General features: G+C 50.1%; 15 protein-coding genes and 1 tRNA gene. 9 read left to right on the top strand and 7 right to left on the bottom strand.

Going from position 1 to position 17,467, the window contains the following annotated elements:
- On the top strand, positions 1–204 hold a 204-nt coding region (locus PsAD37_RS25825; protein ID WP_193778198.1), incomplete at its 5' end, for a transposase.
- A gap of 167 nt (positions 205–371) precedes the next feature.
- On the opposite strand, the gene PsAD37_RS25830 is transcribed toward PsAD37_RS25825, so the two are convergent.
- Positions 372–2,219, bottom strand: a complete 1,848-nt coding sequence (locus tag PsAD37_RS25830) for a M3 family oligoendopeptidase (RefSeq protein WP_063298530.1) — start codon at positions 2,217–2,219, stop codon at positions 372–374.
- A 228-nt stretch (positions 2,220–2,447) separates the two neighbouring features.
- Between PsAD37_RS25830 and PsAD37_RS25835 the strand changes: the two genes are divergently transcribed.
- From PsAD37_RS25835 to PsAD37_RS25850, 4 genes are all read left to right on the top strand, one after another.
- Positions 2,448–4,004 carry a sigma-54 dependent transcriptional regulator gene (locus PsAD37_RS25835; protein ID WP_063298531.1) on the top strand — a complete coding sequence of 519 codons (1,557 nt, stop codon included), beginning with the start codon at positions 2,448–2,450 and terminating at the stop codon, positions 4,002–4,004.
- 286 nt (positions 4,005–4,290) lie between these two features.
- On the top strand, positions 4,291–5,943 hold the full coding sequence (locus PsAD37_RS25840; RefSeq protein WP_208992095.1) for a murein L,D-transpeptidase: 1,653 nt from the start codon (positions 4,291–4,293) through the stop codon (positions 5,941–5,943).
- 243 nt (positions 5,944–6,186) lie between these two features.
- Entirely contained in the window at positions 6,187–7,878 is a 1,692-nt protein-coding gene (locus PsAD37_RS25845; protein WP_063298533.1) for a DUF882 domain-containing protein, read from the top strand.
- A 288-nt stretch (positions 7,879–8,166) separates the two neighbouring features.
- Positions 8,167–9,387 (top strand): MFS transporter, encoded by a 1,221-nt coding sequence (locus PsAD37_RS25850; RefSeq protein ID WP_063298534.1) that lies wholly within the window; start codon positions 8,167–8,169, stop codon positions 9,385–9,387.
- Positions 9,388–9,465: 78 nt separating this feature from the next.
- On the opposite strand, the gene PsAD37_RS25855 is transcribed toward PsAD37_RS25850, so the two are convergent.
- Positions 9,466–9,732: a DUF2312 domain-containing protein gene (locus PsAD37_RS25855; protein ID WP_057462047.1), complete on the bottom strand. Its 267-nt coding sequence runs from the start codon at positions 9,730–9,732 to the stop codon at positions 9,466–9,468.
- A 1,002-nt stretch (positions 9,733–10,734) separates the two neighbouring features.
- On the opposite strand from PsAD37_RS25855, the gene PsAD37_RS25860 reads away from it, so the two are divergent.
- Together PsAD37_RS25860 and pyk are read left to right on the top strand one after the other, a co-directional pair.
- Positions 10,735–11,220, top strand: coding sequence for a DUF1036 domain-containing protein (locus tag PsAD37_RS25860; protein WP_208992107.1), 486 nt, complete (start codon positions 10,735–10,737; stop codon positions 11,218–11,220).
- A complete protein-coding gene (pyk, locus tag PsAD37_RS25865; RefSeq protein ID WP_063298536.1) occupies positions 11,217–12,647 on the top strand; it encodes a pyruvate kinase in 1,431 nt (476 codons plus the stop codon). Before PsAD37_RS25860 ends, pyk begins: the two co-directional genes overlap by 4 nt.
- 123 nt (positions 12,648–12,770) lie before the next feature.
- On the opposite strand, the gene PsAD37_RS25870 is transcribed toward pyk, so the two are convergent.
- Positions 12,771–13,706 carry an oxidoreductase gene (locus PsAD37_RS25870; RefSeq protein WP_063298537.1) on the bottom strand — a complete coding sequence of 312 codons (936 nt, stop codon included), beginning with the start codon at positions 13,704–13,706 and terminating at the stop codon, positions 12,771–12,773.
- Positions 13,707–13,786: 80 nt separating this feature from the next.
- Here PsAD37_RS25870 and PsAD37_RS25875 point away from each other — a divergent pair, with 80 nt between their 5' ends.
- Positions 13,787–14,326, top strand: coding sequence for a TetR/AcrR family transcriptional regulator (locus PsAD37_RS25875; protein WP_063298538.1), 540 nt, complete (start codon positions 13,787–13,789; stop codon positions 14,324–14,326).
- A 9-nt stretch (positions 14,327–14,335) separates the two neighbouring features.
- On the opposite strand, the gene PsAD37_RS25880 is transcribed toward PsAD37_RS25875, so the two are convergent.
- The 4 genes from PsAD37_RS25880 to cpdR form a co-directional block, all read right to left on the bottom strand.
- Positions 14,336–15,193, bottom strand: coding sequence for a tetratricopeptide repeat protein (locus PsAD37_RS25880; RefSeq protein WP_208992096.1), 858 nt, complete (start codon positions 15,191–15,193; stop codon positions 14,336–14,338).
- A gap of 90 nt (positions 15,194–15,283) precedes the next feature.
- Positions 15,284–15,409: a type B 50S ribosomal protein L36 gene (gene ykgO / locus PsAD37_RS25885; RefSeq protein WP_054662728.1), complete on the bottom strand. Its 126-nt coding sequence runs from the start codon at positions 15,407–15,409 to the stop codon at positions 15,284–15,286.
- Between the two features lie 191 nt (positions 15,410–15,600).
- Positions 15,601–15,675: transfer RNA gene (locus tag PsAD37_RS25890), tRNA-Val, on the bottom strand.
- 133 nt (positions 15,676–15,808) lie between these two features.
- Positions 15,809–16,165 carry a cell cycle two-component system response regulator CpdR gene (gene cpdR, locus PsAD37_RS25895; RefSeq protein ID WP_008551455.1) on the bottom strand — a complete coding sequence of 119 codons (357 nt, stop codon included), beginning with the start codon at positions 16,163–16,165 and terminating at the stop codon, positions 15,809–15,811.
- Between the two features lie 485 nt (positions 16,166–16,650).
- Here cpdR and PsAD37_RS25900 point away from each other — a divergent pair, with 485 nt between their 5' ends.
- The gene (locus PsAD37_RS25900) at positions 16,651–17,466 is read left to right on the top strand and encodes an N-formylglutamate amidohydrolase (protein WP_082596602.1); all 816 of its coding nucleotides are present in this window, start codon (positions 16,651–16,653) and stop codon (positions 17,464–17,466) included.
- Position 17,467 lies beyond the last annotated feature (1 nt).

The following is a 17,467-nucleotide window of genomic DNA, read 5'->3' on the forward strand; positions in this document are numbered from 1 at the left end:
GGTGCATGGTTTTTATTCCTCCCACCTTACAGTCCGGATCTCAATCCCATCGAGATGGCATTTTCCAAACTCAAGGCCTTGATCCGCAAGGCCGCAGCAAGAAGTTATCAAGCACTGTGGCAGGCCGTAGGCCAAGTCTGCGACCTCTTCACAAAGCAAGAGTGCAACAACTTCTTCAAAACAGCTGGATACATGACCGATTAAACGCGACAAGCTCTAAAGCATCAGTCTAAAACCAAACATTGAGCGCCAGCGCCTATGAGATCTGACTGAATACCTAAGTAAGCTTGGGAAAACTCGTGCGCCAACACGCAACAAAAAAGGCGAGAGCAAACGCCCCCGCCTCTTAAAAACATCAAACTCAGTTTAGCTTACGCCTTATCCATCTCTTCCAGCTCATCAATGAACCGCTCAATCACTGCCAAGCCTTTCTGCCAGAAGGCTGGGTCCGTTGCATCCAAACCGAATGGAGCGAGCAGCTCGCTGTGGTGCTTGGTGCCGCCCGCTTTCAGTAGATCGAAATACTTCTGCTGGAAGCCATCTTCGGCTTCTTCGTAAACCGCATAGAGCGAGTTCACGAGGCAATCACCGAAGGCATAGGCGTAAACATAGAACGGCGAATGGATGAAATGCGGAATGTAGGTCCAAAAGTTCTCATAGCCGCCTTCTAGGTCAATCGCCTCACCGAGGCTTTCTTCCTGAACACCTATCCAGATCGCAGAGATCTGCTCAGCGGTCAGCTCGCCTTCCTTACGCAGCTCATGCACCTGACGTTCAAAGGTATAGAATGCAATCTGACGCACAACCGTGTTCAGCATGTCTTCCACTTTGGCAGCCAGCATGATCTGACGCTTTTCAGGTGTCTCAGCCTTTGCAAGCAGGTCCTTGAAGGTCAGCATCTCACCAAACACGGAAGCGGTCTCAGCCAGTGTCAGCGGGGTCGGCGCCATCAGCGCACCATTTGGCGCTGCAAGAACCTGATGAACACCATGTCCAAGCTCATGCGCCAGTGTCATCACATCGCGAATTTTGCCCTGATAGTTGATCAGCACAAACGGGTGTGCGCTTGGCACGGTTGGGTGAGAAAACGCACCAGGTGACTTACCCGGACGCGATGCAGCATCAATCCAGTTCTTATCGAAGAACTGCCCTGCAATTTCGGAAAGTTCCGGCGAGAATTTCGCATAAGCGTCCAGAACCGTGCCTTTTGCTTCATCCCATGGAATATCGCGCGTATCAGCTTGCGGCAGCGGGGCGTTACGATCCCAGAAGTTCATTTTCTCAACGCCAAGCCACTTGGCTTTCATTGCATAGTAACGATGCGACAAACGCGGATAAGCAGCACGGACCGCATCAACCAGCGCATCAACAACTTCACGCTCAACACGGTTGGCAAGGTGGCGGCTGTCAGCAATGTCATCAAAGTTATGCCAGCGGTCGTAAGTATCTTTATCTTTCGCCAGCGTGTTCATGATCAGCGTAAAGATGCTCAGATTTTTGCCGAACGTTTTTGCAAGCGCTTCAGCAGCCTTTTTGCGCATGTCCCCATCAGGTCCTTGCAGCAAGTTCAAGGTCTGCTCAATGGAATGCTCTTCACCATCAATCTCATAACGAGAACCCGAAATTGTCTCATCAAACAGCCGGTTCCAGGCGGCAGCGCCAGTCACGTGCTTTTCATGAAACAGCTGCTCAATTTCCTCACTGCGTTCATGCGGGCGTTCTTTGCGCAGGTCTTCCAGCCAAGGGCGGTAATACGCCAGCTTTTCGGAGTTCAGCGCTTTTTCCAGAACCTCATCTTCAATCTTGTTCATCTCAAGTGAGAAGAACAGCATGTGAAGACTAGCAGTCGTCAGCTTTTCCTGCACATCACCATAAAACTTCTGACGAGCTGGATCTGTTGTGATGCTGGTGTAAGCCAGACCGGCAAAAGAGCCGATACGCCCCATCAGATCTTCAAGTTCCTCATAACGACGCACAATTTCGGCGAGCTCATCACCAGAGCGTGCTGCAATTTCAGCAAGCTTGCCTTTGCAGTCTGCTTCAAACTGCTCTGCCAGTTCTTTCGCACGCGCCATATCCTGATCAATCGCAGGATCATCAATTGAGCTGTAAAAAACTGAAAGGTCCCACTCCGGCAGTTCACCAAGGGCAGAGCCTGCCGTGGCTGCATCAGCGCTTTGATAGGTGATGGAAAATGGAGTGACGTGCTTAAGTGTCATATGAGCGTCCAATTATGGGATGGCATTGCGCCAGAAAAGAAACCTGAGGTCTGCAAAACAAGTTCTGCAGTACACTGTTTTAATATGCGTCCAATCCTTACACATGCAATGGCGTCTTTTAACAAGATCCCCAAAATGAAGTGGGCAATTTGTTTACCAAATTAGGTGCAGGATGACCTGAATTGGCACACTATGCATTACTGCCCAATCGATTTGAAGGGATTTCCCATGGCACAGCGCATTTTGATCGTAGATGACGATCCGGTCCAACGACGCTTGCTGGAAGAAGCCGTAAAGCGTTTCGGGTACCGTTCCAAAAGCTGTGTCGATGGTCGCGAAGCGCTGGAAATCCTTACAGGAACTGCCCAAACAGAAATCGATCTGGTCATCCTTGATCTGATGATGCCAGAAGTTGATGGCTTTCAGGTCCTGAAAGAAACCCGCGACGCTAAGAATGCAGTACCTGTCATTGTTCAAACGGCTAATGGCAGCATCGAAACTGTCATTGAAGCAATGCGCGCTGGTGCACAGGATTTCGTTGTAAAACCAAGCCGCCCTGAGCGCTTGCAGGTGTCCATCACCAACCTTCTCAAAGTTGCCACGCTGGAAGGTGAACTCACCCGCATCCACAAACACACGGAAGGCACCCTCACCTTCGATAATATCGTCACGCGGTCTGAGCCGATGGATCGTGTCCTGCGACTGGGCGAAAGAGCTGCCTCCTCCAACATTCCAATCCTCATAGAAGGCGGGTCTGGTGTTGGTAAAGAACTGATTGCACGCGCTATTCAAGGTTCCAGCGAACGTCGATCCAAACCGTTTGTCACCGTAAACTGTGGCGCTATTCCAGACCATCTGGTGGAATCTATTCTCTTTGGTCACGAGAAAGGTGCATTCACCGGCGCTGTCGATAAACACATGGGCAAGTTTCAGGAAGCCAGCGGCGGGACTCTCTTCTTAGACGAAGTCGGCGAGCTCCCACTGGAAGTACAGGTAAAACTCCTGCGCGCTTTGCAAGAGGGTGAAGTCGACCCAGTTGGTGCACGCAAGCCGATAAAAGTAGACTTCCGCCTGATCTCGGCAACAAACCGTCGCCTGATCGATCAGGTGAAAGAAGGTAAGTTCCGGGAAGATCTGTACTATCGCCTCAACGTCTTCCCAATCTGGATCCCACCCCTACGAGATCGCAGTGAGGATATCCCTGAGCTTACTCGTCATTTCCTAGCGCGTTTTGCTGCAGAAGAAAGCAAGCCCCAAGTCACGGGCATCACTTCTAACACGGTTAATATGCTTAAGAGTTATGACTGGCCTGGCAACATTCGCCAACTTGAAAACGCAGTATTCCGCGCCGTTGTCCTGTGCGATGGTCCAAGCCTGACATGCGATGACTTCCCGCAAATAGCTCAAGCGACTGATACGCCAATGAGTTACGCGGCAGCACCGCCTGCCGGAAACAAAGAACCGCAAGCTGACGTCTATTCTTCATCCCTAAGTGTAGCGAGTAAATGGGAGGAACAGCAGGACGAACGATTTCTTCAGGTCGAGGCCGTTTCAGCCTTCGACGCGGAGCAACCTCCCTTTGGATATATGCGATCACTCGATGGCGAAGGCCACGTGCGTACGCTCATCAGTGTTGAAGAGGAAATGATCCGGACAGCGACCTCCCATTACGGAGGCCGTATGACCGAGGTTGCGAAGCGTTTGGGCATCGGGCGCTCAACGCTTTATCGCAAGCTGAAGGAATACGGTCTGGAAGAAACTCCGGAAAGCAAAACTGCGCACTAAAGCTCAGTTTGCTGGATGGTTAGAAGCTAATGGGTAAGTCTCACGCAAGCCACAGGCGCGCGCGCATCTCAAGAAATCGATAAAGCATAGCGACTAACAAAAAACCGTGGGTTTAAGTTCATATCACTGATCCTTGAATTTAAAACATCACGCTGTCGTGCTATCTCAAAACGCATTAGTGTATATGCGTAATAAATATAAGTTTGGGCAAAACAACACTCTTAATTCTTAGGGCATTCTTCTTGTGTCCATAAAGATCAAAGAGTTATCAGGTGGGTAGTCATAAATGTTTGGTAGAACGAGCACATCAGCATTGCTCGCAGGGGCAGTTATTGCGCTTTCGTCAACTATGTATTCTGCGCAAGCCGCAATTCCTGACAATTTTGACGAGCAGCTCGAGCAAGTAAACCTCGCTCAGTCAAATCCTGTTGCGCAGGAAATTCAGCAGGCACTTAGCAAAAAGAACCGCCGCCAGAACTTCCATGCGAAACGCGAAGCAGCAGCAGCAAAACTGTTCTACGAAAACAGAAGCTTCCAGCCCGCCTGGATCCTGAAAGGCAAGCTCTCCACCAGCGCATTGTCCGTTATGGAAACGTTGCAATTAGCCGAAAAAGAAGGCCTGCACGTCGCCGACTACCCGGTGCCAGCAGCAGGCTTCAATGCAGATGGCAAAGCAACCCCAGAGCAAATTGCAGCAGCAGAGCTTGAGCTGACCCATTCTATCCTCAAGTACGCAGAGGATGCTCAGGCAGGCCGCGTCAGCCCCTATGCAATTTCAGAGGACATTACCCTTCGCCCAGAAAGGCCAGACCCGATTGAAGCGCTGACATCCATAGCGCACTCGGTTGCTCCAGCCAAAACTCTAGCGGCTTTCAATCCTCCGCATGCAGAATACAAAGCGCTGAAAAAGCAGCTTGCTAAACTAAGAGAACATACTGAAAATGGCAGCCTCGAAGAGCAAGTTGTCATCCCAACCGGCAAAGTCCTGAAAGTTGGAGTAAAAAGCTCCCGCGTTGCCGTTCTTCGCGAACGCCTGAGTGTTCCGACAGTGGAATCTCAGATGAACGTCTATACGCAGGATCTGGCTTATGCCGTTGAAGCCTTCCAGGCTGCAAACGGTCTGCATCCAGATGGTGCGGTTGGCCCACGCACACTGCTTGCCCTCAATGGACGCGTCAGTGGCGACCCAATCAATGACGTTATTGCAAACATGGAACGCTGGCGCTGGATGCCGCGCGAGCTGGGCGAAACCCATCTGCGCGTAAATATTCCCGAGTTCATGGTTCGTTTGAACATGGACGGCTTTGTGCTTTACGAAACCCGCGTCGTCGTTGGAAAGCGCTCCAACAAGACACCGGTCTTTTCAGACAAAATGCAGCACGTGATCGTGAATCCATATTGGAACGTGCCTTATTCCATCGCGTCCCAAGAGCTTCTGCCGGAACTCCGCGCAAGCAACCCGCAAAGCTACCTGCAAAAGGGTAATTACGAGATTGTGTATGGCGGTAAGATTGTTGATCCGCGCCGTGTAAATTGGGATGCAGTGACCTTCAAGCAAATCCGTATCCGTCAGCGTCCAGGACGTGGCAACGCACTTGGCAAAATCAAGTTCATGTTCCCGAACAAACACAACGTTTACTTGCATGATACGCCGTCTAAATCGCTGTTTAACCGGTCTGAGCGCGCGTTCTCACACGGCTGTGTCCGCGTGCAAAACCCGTTTGAGTTTGCTGACGCGTTGATGGCTACGCAAAATACGATGACGGGTAATTACATCCGCTCACTTGTCGGCAAGAAGCAGACCCAGGTGAATCTGCAAAGGGATATCCCGGTGCATATCTCTTACTTCACCGCATTTGTGGATGAAGCTGGAAAGCTGCAAAGGCGTCCGGATATCTACGGACATAACCAGGCGACGATCGACGCTCTGAATCTTTAAAATTGTCACTATCCACATGTATCCACAGTAATATGACGACGTATGCGTGCGGATTCGCGCGCATTTGTCGCATGTAAATAGCGGATTCTGGCAAAAAACTTGGATTGTTGCCGTGAAGTCACTAGTTCGCGTTAATTGTAACTAAAGTAAAGGCTCATTAACCTTGCCCACACTAGATAAAGAGGTGGGGCTCTGGGATAAGGTTTTAGCCGATAACGCGAAAGCGAGATTCAATTGCGTGACATGATTGCATTCGGGCGCTCGGACTTTGGTAAACGTCTGCCTGGCATTTCAATGCTGGTCGCAGCGGTTCTTTGTGCGTTCTTCCTCACCTCAATTGCTTCGGCCAGTGCGAGCACACGCACGCTCAAGCTGTACTTCACCCACACGAAAGAGCGGGCGGAAATCACCTTCAAGCGGAATGGCCGCTATGACAAAGAAGGCCTTCGCAAGCTCAACAATTTCCTTCGGGATTGGCGCCAAAAAGAGCCAACGAAAATGGATCCTGAACTGTTTGACCTCATCTGGGAAGTTTACCAGAAAGCAGGCACAAGCAAGTACATCCATGTCGTCTCAGCTTATCGGTCGCCTAAAACCAACAACATGCTCCGTAAGCGCTCCAGCGGTGTGGCTAAAAACAGCCAGCACACCAGAGGCCGCGCAATGGACTTCTTCATTCCCGGTGTAAGCACAGCCAAACTGCGCGCGCTTGGTCTGCGCCAGCATGTTGGCGGCGTTGGCTACTATCCGCGTTCAAACACGCCGTTTGTTCACATGGACACCGGCTCTGTACGCCATTGGCCACGCATGAGCCGCTCTCAACTGGCAAAGGTATTTCCAAAAGGAGACACCATTCACGTCCCTTCCGATGGAAAACCAATGGCGCGTTACAAGCAGACGCTTGCTGCTGTAAAACGGAAAGATTCTGGCCGCTCAACCAGTGTTGCCAGTCGCTCCACTTCATCATCAAAAGCAAGTGCCCGGGCAAGCTCGTCCAACAGTGGTGGAAGCTTCTTCTCCCGCCTGTTCAGCAATTCAGGCGGTAACGAAGGAAGCAAACCGGCACCAACTCCGGCAACGAAAGCACCAAAAGTGCGTGAGCCAGATCCAAGTCGCCGGGTAGAAACCGAGTTCAACGCTATTCCGCAGCCTAAAGTGGCGTTGCTGGCAACTCAGCCAGCAGCAAGCCCGGTTCCAGAAGCAGCTTCTCCTGCCGTTTTGGCTTCAGCAACACCATATGCAAAACCGCAGGATGAGAGTGAGGCTACGCCTGCACCAACGGAGCAGAATCTCAATCTGTTTGCCTCCGCTCGTCCGCGCATAAAACCGCAACAAATCCTTCAGGTCGCCGCTTTGCCGGCGGCCACCCCTGCAGCTCAGAAACGGACTCAAGCCATTCCACCAAAAGTGGAAACACCGAAGGATGGCATTGCAGCGATCATTGCAGCAACTGGTGAGCAAACACCTGATAGCCTGCGTCCTCTTGTAGGCGCACAGCTTGCCTACGCCTCTCCTGCCGCGACTGCAGATCTACAAAAGAGCAAGTTCAACAAAAAAACCGCGCTAACTGCACAGGCTCTCTTCTCAGAGCAGCGCCTGCCAGACTTAATGCCGAAATCACAACCAGCTCAACAGACTGTTGTGACAAAGGCCCCAGTCTACGGATCTCCGTTGGTAGGCTTCCATTCCGCTCCAGAGGCAACCGCAGTACTGATGCTTGATCCAACATGGACAGCAAGAAACCGTCGTACCATCACGATGCAGCACCCAGACCAGAACCAACTGGCAGTTCTGATGAGTCCTGTAACAACGGTTTTAAAGGACGCTCTGACCCAAACGCCATATCGCTCAATTCGCAAGCGGATCAACCGCGGATCAGCAATTGCATGGCTGGACTCGATCTACACAGGCGAGATGAAAGTCTCCTCCAGATAGGACATTTCTCTATTCAACAGTTTGTCCCACAAAATTATTTCACCTTAACTCCACAGTGGGTAGCCCAACTATCGTAGCAATCAGAGCCGTTTTTACTCAAGCGAATTACACTTCCCAACTCACAGCCACCTTATCCCTTTCCTGATAAAAGAAATAAATTCACTAAAATTCTAAAAGTCATTGACGAGGTCTTTGTTTGCCTTGTTCTTCATTTGTTCCAATGTATCATAGCATGCTCCAATCCTTCACAGGTACACGTGCAGCCTATATTTTATCATTGGAACTCAAATGAAGAACAAGTCACTCCTGCTGGTCATAGTCTGCTTGAACGTCAGTGCCTGGGTCGATCTGATCAGCATAATGACCTATATCGGCTATGAGTTAGAATTCTCAGCTATCGCTGTTGCCTTAGTATCCATCTCAATGCTCACCCCTCTGGCCGTATTCAGCGGCATTATTTCCAAAACCACCAAGCGACGTAATCCCAACCATCTACTCTTGATAACCACCGCTACTCGCGCGCTTTGTACCCTTTGTCTTATTTGGTCAGACACACTTATCACTCTATTGCCCTTGCTGCGCTCAATGGCCATAGGGTTCTACCAACCTATCATTGCAGGAGAGGCACAGCGCACAGACCCTACCCGCAAAGCACAATTCGCTGCACTCCTTAACCTCATCAACACACTGTCAAAAGTTATCGTTCCGGCTCTCGGCGGAATTTTAGCCGTCCACTATGGAGAACAGGCTGTCTTCATTTTGAGCTTCACCCTCTGCTGCGTGGCTCTGCTAGGCCTTCTCAGCTCCCCTTTATCAAACCAGCAACCAACGCAAACCGTGGCAGTTAAACAAAGCATTTCCGGCGAACAGATCCCACTTCTGTTCCTGACCGGGTTTGCTTGCTGTATTGTTATCTCAACGGGTTTGTCGCTGACATTTTCCAACCTGCTCCCCTATACATTTAATTATTACGCAATCCCCAAAACAATACTGTCCATCTCCCTGTCAGCATCAGCCCTCGCTGCAATCCTATTCAACCTGACAATACTCAGGCAAAAACTGATCATAACCGCCTTCCCTCAAACACACCTGATGGCCTCGTGCATTCTGAGCGCAGCAGCCTTTGGTTGCCTATCCCTGACACTGCTCCAAAAAACATGGTATTGGATACTCATTCCCTTACTGTTTTCTGTTCTTTCAGTCGCCCGCGCTTACTTTGAGACCTTTTCAAACGCCTACATCTTCTCCTGCAACAATTCAGTCTCTGTCACTCTCGCTGCATTTAAGCAAAGCTTCTCTGCCTACTCCGGCATCGTTGTGACCCTGTTGGGTGCTGTAAGTCTCACAAAAGGAGAGCCGTTTGCATTCCTCATCTCCATTTCAGCTATAGGCTTTGTTCTCGCGATCATTTGGGGACGCTGGGATTTTCAGAAAACTGAGCTCCACCCCTCAAAAGACTACAGTGAAAGATTAAACCCCAAACACAAAAAAGGCCCCTCACCGCAGTAAGGAGCCCCTTTCAGAACTCACGCTATGAGCCAGCTCGCGCATACATAAAACACGCGTTGCTCTCACCAGTTAGAGCGCTTATGCGTCTTCCATTACTGGGCCTGCCATGCCGAGAGCATGCAGGTAAAGATCGAGGATTGCCTCTTCTTCTTCACGCTCATGCGGCTTGCGTTTACGCAAGGAAACGATTTTGCGCATTACCTTCACGTCAAAGCCGTTACCCTTAGATTCCGCATAAACATCCTTGATGTCGTCCGCGATAACTTTTTTCTCTTCTTCAAGACGTTCAATACGTTCAATAAATGCACGCAGCTGATCTGCTGCTACACCACCGGCATCTGACATATGAAATCCACCTTACGTTCGTGCGAAACACCATTAACCTTGTTGTCTTGCTGCCAGAACTGAGCACACGGGTCAACCGTTCACGACCTCTTTTCAGCAACCTTTACAGGTTCTGGGGGATGAACTGAATTTCAATGGGAATATAAAACAGCTGCCTCAATTGCTGCACAATCTATTGGCACTGACCTGACGGAAATTCATCCTAGCATTGTGGCCCATTTCCCCAATCTGACATTCATTATCAGGTAGCCCCAGTAGATAGGCACAAAAATAAGTGCCGCTACGTACGCATTGATACTGCAGTCAAAACATACTCACAATTGTCCAAAGATAAATCTGCGCGACAAATTCGCTCTCTAAATATATCAGAGAACCGGCCTGCTAACTAAAAGTCTTCACTCGGAAATTTAAGATAACAAATTCGGGTTTTCCATTCAGCGGAACATTTGCCTCACGCAAAACTCGACAAAGTGTCGCAGCATCAAGAAACAACTTTCGGCTCCGCTACGTAATACGAGTTTTGCTAATCTCCTGATGCTCATTATTGAGCGGTCCAAACCGGACAATTGTCCGAAACGCTGTTTATCTCTTTGTCTTATCTTTCGAAAAATCAGTTCTAAAAAGGGCAGGAACTGTGGGAGGTAACACTGTTTTTTGGCTTTTCTCTTGATTCCATGTAGAACTCAGGCCAATAAAGATATTCAGATTCCTAGAGGTAAGGTCCGACTTTTGGATCATATTTCAAATGTTAACGGGGGTCGTCCACACTCATCCAGAGTAAGGGTGGCGCAACCAAAGCATGACATGTCGGGTTTAAGCCAATTCATGATCCTGCCGTTTTTGCATGGTCAATGGTGAGTTGGGGCAACGTTCTTTACTCAGAACAACCTGTATTACCCTTTAGTCGTGCTCGAAATCACGTCGGCCATGGGCTGAACCACGTTGACAAGGGCATCAACTGAACGCATTAAACTGCCGTTTGTAGCTGTACATATGACTGTTATGAGAACATCCAGAAACGACTTCGCATCTGCTGTAATAAACCGTTTTCGGAAAAATTCACTGGCTCTTGCCTGTGTTGCTTTTGGAGTTCTGAGCTTTCAGCAGATCCCCTCTGCTAAAGCGGACTTTCGTGCATGTAATAAGACCGAAAGCACAGTTAACATCGCAATAGGCTACCGCGATGGCGCCGATTGGATCACCGAAGGATGGTGGACCATCGAAAAAAGCACTTGTGACACACTGCTGTCCGGTGAATTAGCGTCACGCTACTTTTACTTGTACGCAGTACAAACGGACCAAAAAGGTGAATGGGATGGCAAGGCGTATATGTGTGTACGTCAAAAAAAATTCACCATTCGCGGTATAGAAGACTGTGTCGCTCGCGGTTATGAGCGAACAGGTTTCTTTGAAATAGATACAGGCGAGCAAAGCAGCTGGACGGTCCAGCTGACGGAGCCGGTAGAGCAAGGAACAGGTGGACGATGAAGCGTAATAGACGGGTCAAAATTCTAGCAACTCTCGGCCCGGCGTCTTCCGAAAAAGAAGCAATCAAACAGCTATGGCTTGCAGGTGCCGATGTTTTCCGCATCAACATGAGCCATTCCTCCCACGAAGTTCTCAACAATTTGGTTGGTCGCATCCGCGAAGTAGAAGCAGAAGTAGGCCGTCCAATCGGCATTCTCGCTGACTTGCAGGGTCCTAAACTGCGCGTTGGCACTTTCGCAGATGACGCAAAGCCAGTTCTAGAAAATGGCGCAACCTTTGTTGTTGACGCAAACGACGCTCCAGGTGACGCATCCCGCGTATACCTCCCACACCCAGAAATTCTTGGCAGCCTCGAAGTTGGCCACCGCCTTCTTGTAGATGATGGCAAAGTTTGCCTGCGTGTAACTGAAGCGTCTCCACAACGCTGCGTGACCACTGTTGAAGTGGGCGGTAAGATCTCCAACCGTAAAGGCGTTTCTGTTCCAGATACAGAGATCCCTGTTGGTGCATTGACCGGAAAAGACCGCGCAGATCTTCTTGCAGCTCTCGATGCAAAAGTTGACTGGGTCGCACTGTCCTTCGTACAGCGCCCAGAAGACCTCATCGAAGTTCGCAACACCACTCAGGGCCGCGTTGGCGTTCTGGCAAAAATCGAGAAGCCGCAGGCAATTGATCGTCTCTCTGAGATCATCGAGCTGTCCGATGCAATCATGGTTGCCCGTGGTGATCTTGGCGTTGAAATGCCACTTGAGCAGGTTCCAGGCCTTCAGAAGCGTATGATCCGCGCATGCCGCAAAGCTGGTAAGCCAGTTGTTGTTGCAACGCAGATGCTTGAAAGCATGATCACGTCTCCAGTACCAACCCGCGCAGAAGTTTCTGACGTGGCAAACGCAGTGTTCGAAGGAGCAGACGCAGTGATGCTCTCCGCAGAATCTGCTGCTGGTGACTTCCCGACAGAAGCCGTTACAACCATGGACAAAATCGCCGTGGAAGTTGAGCAGGACGAGAACTACCGTTCTATCATTCACGCTCAACGCACAGAACCAGAAGCAACCGGCGCTGACGCAATCACTGCTGCAGCTCATCAGGTCGCTGAAACTCTGGATCTGGCAGCGATTATTTCCTACACCGCATCTGGTGGCACAGCACTGCGCGCATCTCGCGAGCGTCCTGCAACACCAATCATTGCGTTCTCTCCTGAAATCTCCACAGTTCGCCGCCTAACCATCGGTTGGGGTCTGCACTGTGTTGCCAATCAGGATGCAGCGACTGAGGAAGACCTCATTGACCGCGCATGCTGCCTTGCAAACACCGAAGGTTTTGCAAAGCCAGGTCAGCGCGTTCTGGTTTCCGCTGGTGTTCCATTCGGCACCCCGGGTTCCACAAACATGCTGCGTATCGCATTTGTGGGTTCCAAAGACGCATAAGTCGTCAAAGAGCACCTCTTAAAGCAATTAAAAGCCCGTGATTTCGTATCACGGGCTTTTTTCTTTCAATCGATTAAATGAGCTTGTTCCAACGCAACGAATTTCAAAAAGAACAGCCTTGCTTTAAAACGCCCATTTGAAATCTGTGAGCCATTCACTCTCACTCCAAAGACGACGAGCAACCTCCGGGTTCAGCGCATGGCTAGCGATCTGCGCTCTTCCAACCGATCCAACAGTCTCCATACGCTTTGTTGGGCCATAGTAGCCATTCGGCTCAACTTCCAATCCAGCAGCAGCGAGCACCGTTGGAAGCGCACCTCGCTCAGCAGACTGCGCGAACATACTATTCATCCATCTATACGCCATGCTCATCCAGCCTGTCGGACCTGTACTCTGCAAATTGGTGGCTGAATAACCTGGATGCCCCATAGCGACAAATGAAGAACTCCCTGCATCCGACAAACGCCGCTGAAGCTCCAATCCAAACATCAAAGTGGCCAGCTTACTTTGCGAATAAGCTTTCATAGGCGCATAATTTTCACGCATCATCAGGTCGTTAAAGTTGATCTTGCCCATCTTGTGCACAAGACTAGCGACCACAACAAACCTTCCGTTTGCAGCTTCGACATTAGGTTTGAGCAAGCCAGACCATAGAAAATGTCCCAGATGATTGGTCGCAAACTGCAACTCATACCCATCAACACTCTTCAACTCTGGCGTCTGCATAATGCCAGCGTTATTGATGAGAGCATCAATCTTGGTGTATCGTGAAGCAACGTTTTCCGCTGCATGGCGAACAGACGAGAGATCACTTAAGTCCAACTGGACAAGGTCTATTCTTCCCTTCGCCTGAACTTGCAATGCTTGTTGGGCGACTGAACCCTTTTCAGTATTCCGGCAGGCAATAACAACGTCACCACCCGCTTTCGCAAGCATCCTTGCCGCTTCAAGGCCAATACCGGAGTTACCGCCTGTTATGATATAAGTTTTACCCTCAAGAGAAGGCAGTTTATCCGCAGTCCAGTTGGATACTGCGCTGCTCTTGTTCGCTGTGCTCATTCAATTCTCCAATGCGCGGCACCTGTTCGTGCCGCATAATAAAGTTGACAATAATTACTAAAATTGTCAACTAGGTGAACATGAAAACAAACTTTGATAAAAAGAAGGCATTGGGCGTTTTTGCTCAATATGGCTTCCGAAAGACCTCAGTCGGTGACGTAGCAAGCGCGGTCGGCCTCTCACGCCAATCGCTCTACAAAAAGTTTGGAAGTAAGGAAGAGTTGTTCCAGACCATAATCGAGGAGTATTCTGAAGAGGTTGGGCTCCAAGCACTGGACATTCTTGAAGAAAAGACCAATGATTCCAAATCTCGCATCCTACGCGCTTTGGACACGATCATAGGTCAGCATGTCGATCTGATGAGAAACTCTGTCCATGGCGCTGAACTGGTTCAGATGGGTGAGCAAGTCATGTCTGCCGTTGGTAAAGGCATCATGCCTCGGGTCATGCTCAAAATTGCGGATGTGATCCTGGAGACGCATGAGAACCAAAGCAAAGAGCAGGCAGAAGACGACGCGTTCATCCTCTACACCCTCGCCAAGGGGCTCTCTCTAACGGTCTCAAACTACGCAGAATATAAATCAGGCATCACCAGAGCTGTAAACCGCCTACTAGACTAATTCGAAAGCTCAGTGATACTGCCCCCACAGCTCCTCACGTAAGCTTTTAACAGCGTCCTGAGCATTCTCCAGCAACGGATAGATGCTCAGCACATGCTGAAACACTTCAAGTGCCTTATCGTTCTTTCCAGTTTTCCGAAGGATCATGGCAAAACCTGAGAGCGCAGGATAATGGCGCGGCTCGATCCGAAGCACTTGCTCAATGTCAGCAAGTGAACGCCCCAGATCCTCTTTCAAGAAATATACGGTCGCCCGGCGGTTCCACCCTTCCACATACCCGGGATCTAAACGAACAACCGCATCCAGCAAGTCAAGCGCTAAACCGTATTCTTTCCCTTCAATAGCTTTAGCAGAACGCATCATAAGCAGATCAAGCGTATGACTCCCAGACTGCATGAAGAGGCTGTGAATGCGCTGTGAGATTGATTGCGCATTACCTAATGTATCCGCATCCCTCAGCTCAAGGAACAAGGCATCCAGAAGCTGCCCACGCGTGTAGTGAGCAGGGACACCGTGCCCAGGCGCAGACCGCCCAATCTGAGCAGGACCGCCAGCAGGACCATTAAGAGCAGCCTCAGGGCCGGTATTGAGCTTAGGATGCCCCTTTGGCAGTCCACGAGTGACCTGAACCTCTACGGGACCCACAACAGCCACAACACGCTCAGAAGCACCTAAACGCTCCACTCCCACCACAAGCAGCAGGAAACACGCAAGCGCGACAGCACCACAAGCACCAACACAACGCCTCAACCTGTCAGATTGTCGAGAAAAAGAGCCCCCTACCGAGAAGCCGGAGAGCTGAAGTTGTGGAAACGTCGATGCCCCTGTGACGGAGCTGTTTGGGCGAGCAAACAAAAAAAACCGCATGGCAAAAGCATCTCACTTTTGCCATGCGGCTCGCAACTCTTAGAACCAAGGGTTTTTCGCGCTGTTTTAGTTTAAATCAGCGCAGAAAACTTAACCCTGACGCGCTTTAAAGCGTGGGTTCTTTTTGTTGATGATGTAAACACGACCCTTGCGGCGTACCATCTGGTTATCACGATGGCGGCCCATGAGTGCCTTAAGAGAATTCTTAATCTTCATTATCCTACCCCCGGTTAGGGTCAATTTTATAGGGATCCTGAAGTACCACGATCCGCCAGTGAAAAGAGGCTCTAAGCGCCTCATTAGTACAACCTCTGATCTCGCCGCGCTGCATTCTTACGAAGCGGCGCAGGACCAAGATCGAGGTCCGCTCCGCCGGATATACATCTAGGATGTTAACCGACGAAAAATGGTGGGCGTGACAAGGATCGAACTTGTGACCCCTACGATGTCAACGTAGTGCTCTCCCGCTGAGCTACACGCCCGAAACTTTCAAAGAAGCTCGTCCGTCAGCGCTTAAACGCTGCGGTGGAGAGGCGTATAAGAGGAATTTTGAGAACGTGCAAGTCCAAAAATGGAAATTTGCTATCTCTTTCCACATTCACCCCTCAAAACTAACTAAACGAGCATTTTTTCCACTTCGCGTACCAAATCTTTTAAGTGAAAAGGCTTGGAAAGAACCTTTGCATCCTGAGGTGCCTTGGAATCAGGATTAAGCGCAACAGCAGCAAATCCTGTGATGAACATAACCTTCAGGTCCGGATCAAGTTGAGTAGCTTTACGAGCCAACTCAATACCATCCATCTCTGGCATCACAATGTCAGTTAGCAATAGGGCAAAGGGCTCTTCGCAAATACGTTCGTATGCGCTCTTTCCATTATCAAAGGAAACAACAGTGTGCCCAGCCTTCTCAAGTGCCTTGGACAAGAACTGGCGCATGTCATTATCGTCTTCCGCGAGCAGAATTCGAGACATGTTCGACAACCTTAAAACTCCAGGTGCAGCGACGGGGTTCTCTTTTCAGAGCGCTCCCGTAAATAAATAGAATATGTCAGACGCACTCGCCCCTCGCAATCCGACAGATTCCGAATACTGTACGTTGTTAGGAACAGGAAACTACTCGGGAATACCTGTCAAAACAATAGGGACAAATGAAACAGGTTCACTTCTAAAGAGACTTCTGCGTCAACTGAGGGCCCAGCGCCACACCGCCCCCTCAAACTACGCAAAAACTCGCGCATCTCTTGCCTATTTCATAAGCAAACTTTCAAATGTCTAGCCCATACGCAGATCTCGTTCTATAGTGAGCGGGATTGCGGTGATTAAGGAATGTAGGCTCTGTGACAGTTTTGGAAGATCATCAGATTAAGGCGATAGCGAACTACAGCAGTGCGCTTGACACCGGAGATCAGGTACCCGCATTTGAGGTACTCTCCCCAGATGAACATTCTGTCCCTTTTATTTTTAACAGCCCCCACTCCGGGCGCGCGTACCTTTCGTCGTTCCTTCAAGCCTCTCGATTGGACACCACCCAGATCAGACAAAGCGAGGATGCATTTGTCGATCTTCTCATCAAGGATGTCGAGCAGCTAGGTGCACCGGTTCTAAAAGCCAACTTCCCGCGTGCTTACCTTGATGTGAACAGAGAGGCCTATGAGCTCGATCCAAAGATGTTTGAAGGCAAGCTCCCCAAGCACATCAACTCGCGCTCTCTGCGTGTTGCAGGAGGCCTTGGAACCATCGCCCGCATTGTGGGTGAGCGTAGGGAGATCTACCACACGCGTATTCCGGCAGAAGAAGCGCTGGATCGCATTGAGCAAGTTTACAAGCCCTACCACAACACCTTGCGTGGCCTGTTGAGCAACGTACAGGACAAGTTTGGCCTCGCAGTCCTGGTAGACTGCCATTCAATGCCATCCGCCAACTCAAACAAGAACCACGACCCCAAAGCCGACTTCGTCATTGGGGATAGGTTCGGGACTAGCTGTTCTGCCTGGCTTTCATCCTGTGCAGTCGGACTGTTGCAAAACATGGGCTATAACGTAGCTCTCAATCGCCCGTATGCTGGCGGCTACATCACAGAAAACTACGGCAAGCCAGAACGCGGCGTGCACGCGCTGCAGGTTGAGATCAACCGAGCACTCTACATGGATGAGCACACCCACCAGCCACACTCAGGTTTCCACGACCTGCGCAAAGACCTGATGGAGTTCATTACTGCCTTGGTCGAGATGGTAACGGAAAGCTTTACCAGAGAAACTCTGGCCGCAGAATAAC

It is taken from the genome of Pseudovibrio sp. Ad37 (genome assembly GCF_001623075.1).
In the GTDB taxonomy this organism is placed as follows: domain Bacteria; phylum Pseudomonadota; class Alphaproteobacteria; order Rhizobiales; family Stappiaceae; genus Pseudovibrio.

Coding starts and splice junctions, on each gene's coding strand:
- pyk (WP_063298536.1), top strand. CDS start 11,217: ATGAAGCGTAATAGACGGGTCAAAATTCTAGCAACTCTCGGCCCGGCG.
- PsAD37_RS25875 (WP_063298538.1), top strand. CDS start 13,787: ATGAAAACAAACTTTGATAAAAAGAAGGCATTGGGCGTTTTTGCTCAA.
- PsAD37_RS25855 (WP_057462047.1), bottom strand. CDS start 9,732: ATGTCAGATGCCGGTGGTGTAGCAGCAGATCAGCTGCGTGCATTTATT.
- ykgO (WP_054662728.1), bottom strand. CDS start 15,409: ATGAAGATTAAGAATTCTCTTAAGGCACTCATGGGCCGCCATCGTGAT.
- PsAD37_RS25840 (WP_208992095.1), top strand. CDS start 4,291: ATGTTTGGTAGAACGAGCACATCAGCATTGCTCGCAGGGGCAGTTATT.
- cpdR (WP_008551455.1), bottom strand. CDS start 16,165: ATGTCTCGAATTCTGCTCGCGGAAGACGATAATGACATGCGCCAGTTC.
- PsAD37_RS25880 (WP_208992096.1), bottom strand. CDS start 15,193: ATGCGGTTTTTTTTGTTTGCTCGCCCAAACAGCTCCGTCACAGGGGCA.
- PsAD37_RS25870 (WP_063298537.1), bottom strand. CDS start 13,706: ATGAGCACAGCGAACAAGAGCAGCGCAGTATCCAACTGGACTGCGGAT.
- PsAD37_RS25845 (WP_063298533.1), top strand. CDS start 6,187: ATGATTGCATTCGGGCGCTCGGACTTTGGTAAACGTCTGCCTGGCATT.
- PsAD37_RS25830 (WP_063298530.1), bottom strand. CDS start 2,219: ATGACACTTAAGCACGTCACTCCATTTTCCATCACCTATCAAAGCGCT.
- PsAD37_RS25835 (WP_063298531.1), top strand. CDS start 2,448: ATGGCACAGCGCATTTTGATCGTAGATGACGATCCGGTCCAACGACGC.
- PsAD37_RS25850 (WP_063298534.1), top strand. CDS start 8,167: ATGAAGAACAAGTCACTCCTGCTGGTCATAGTCTGCTTGAACGTCAGT.
- PsAD37_RS25860 (WP_208992107.1), top strand. CDS start 10,735: ATGAGAACATCCAGAAACGACTTCGCATCTGCTGTAATAAACCGTTTT.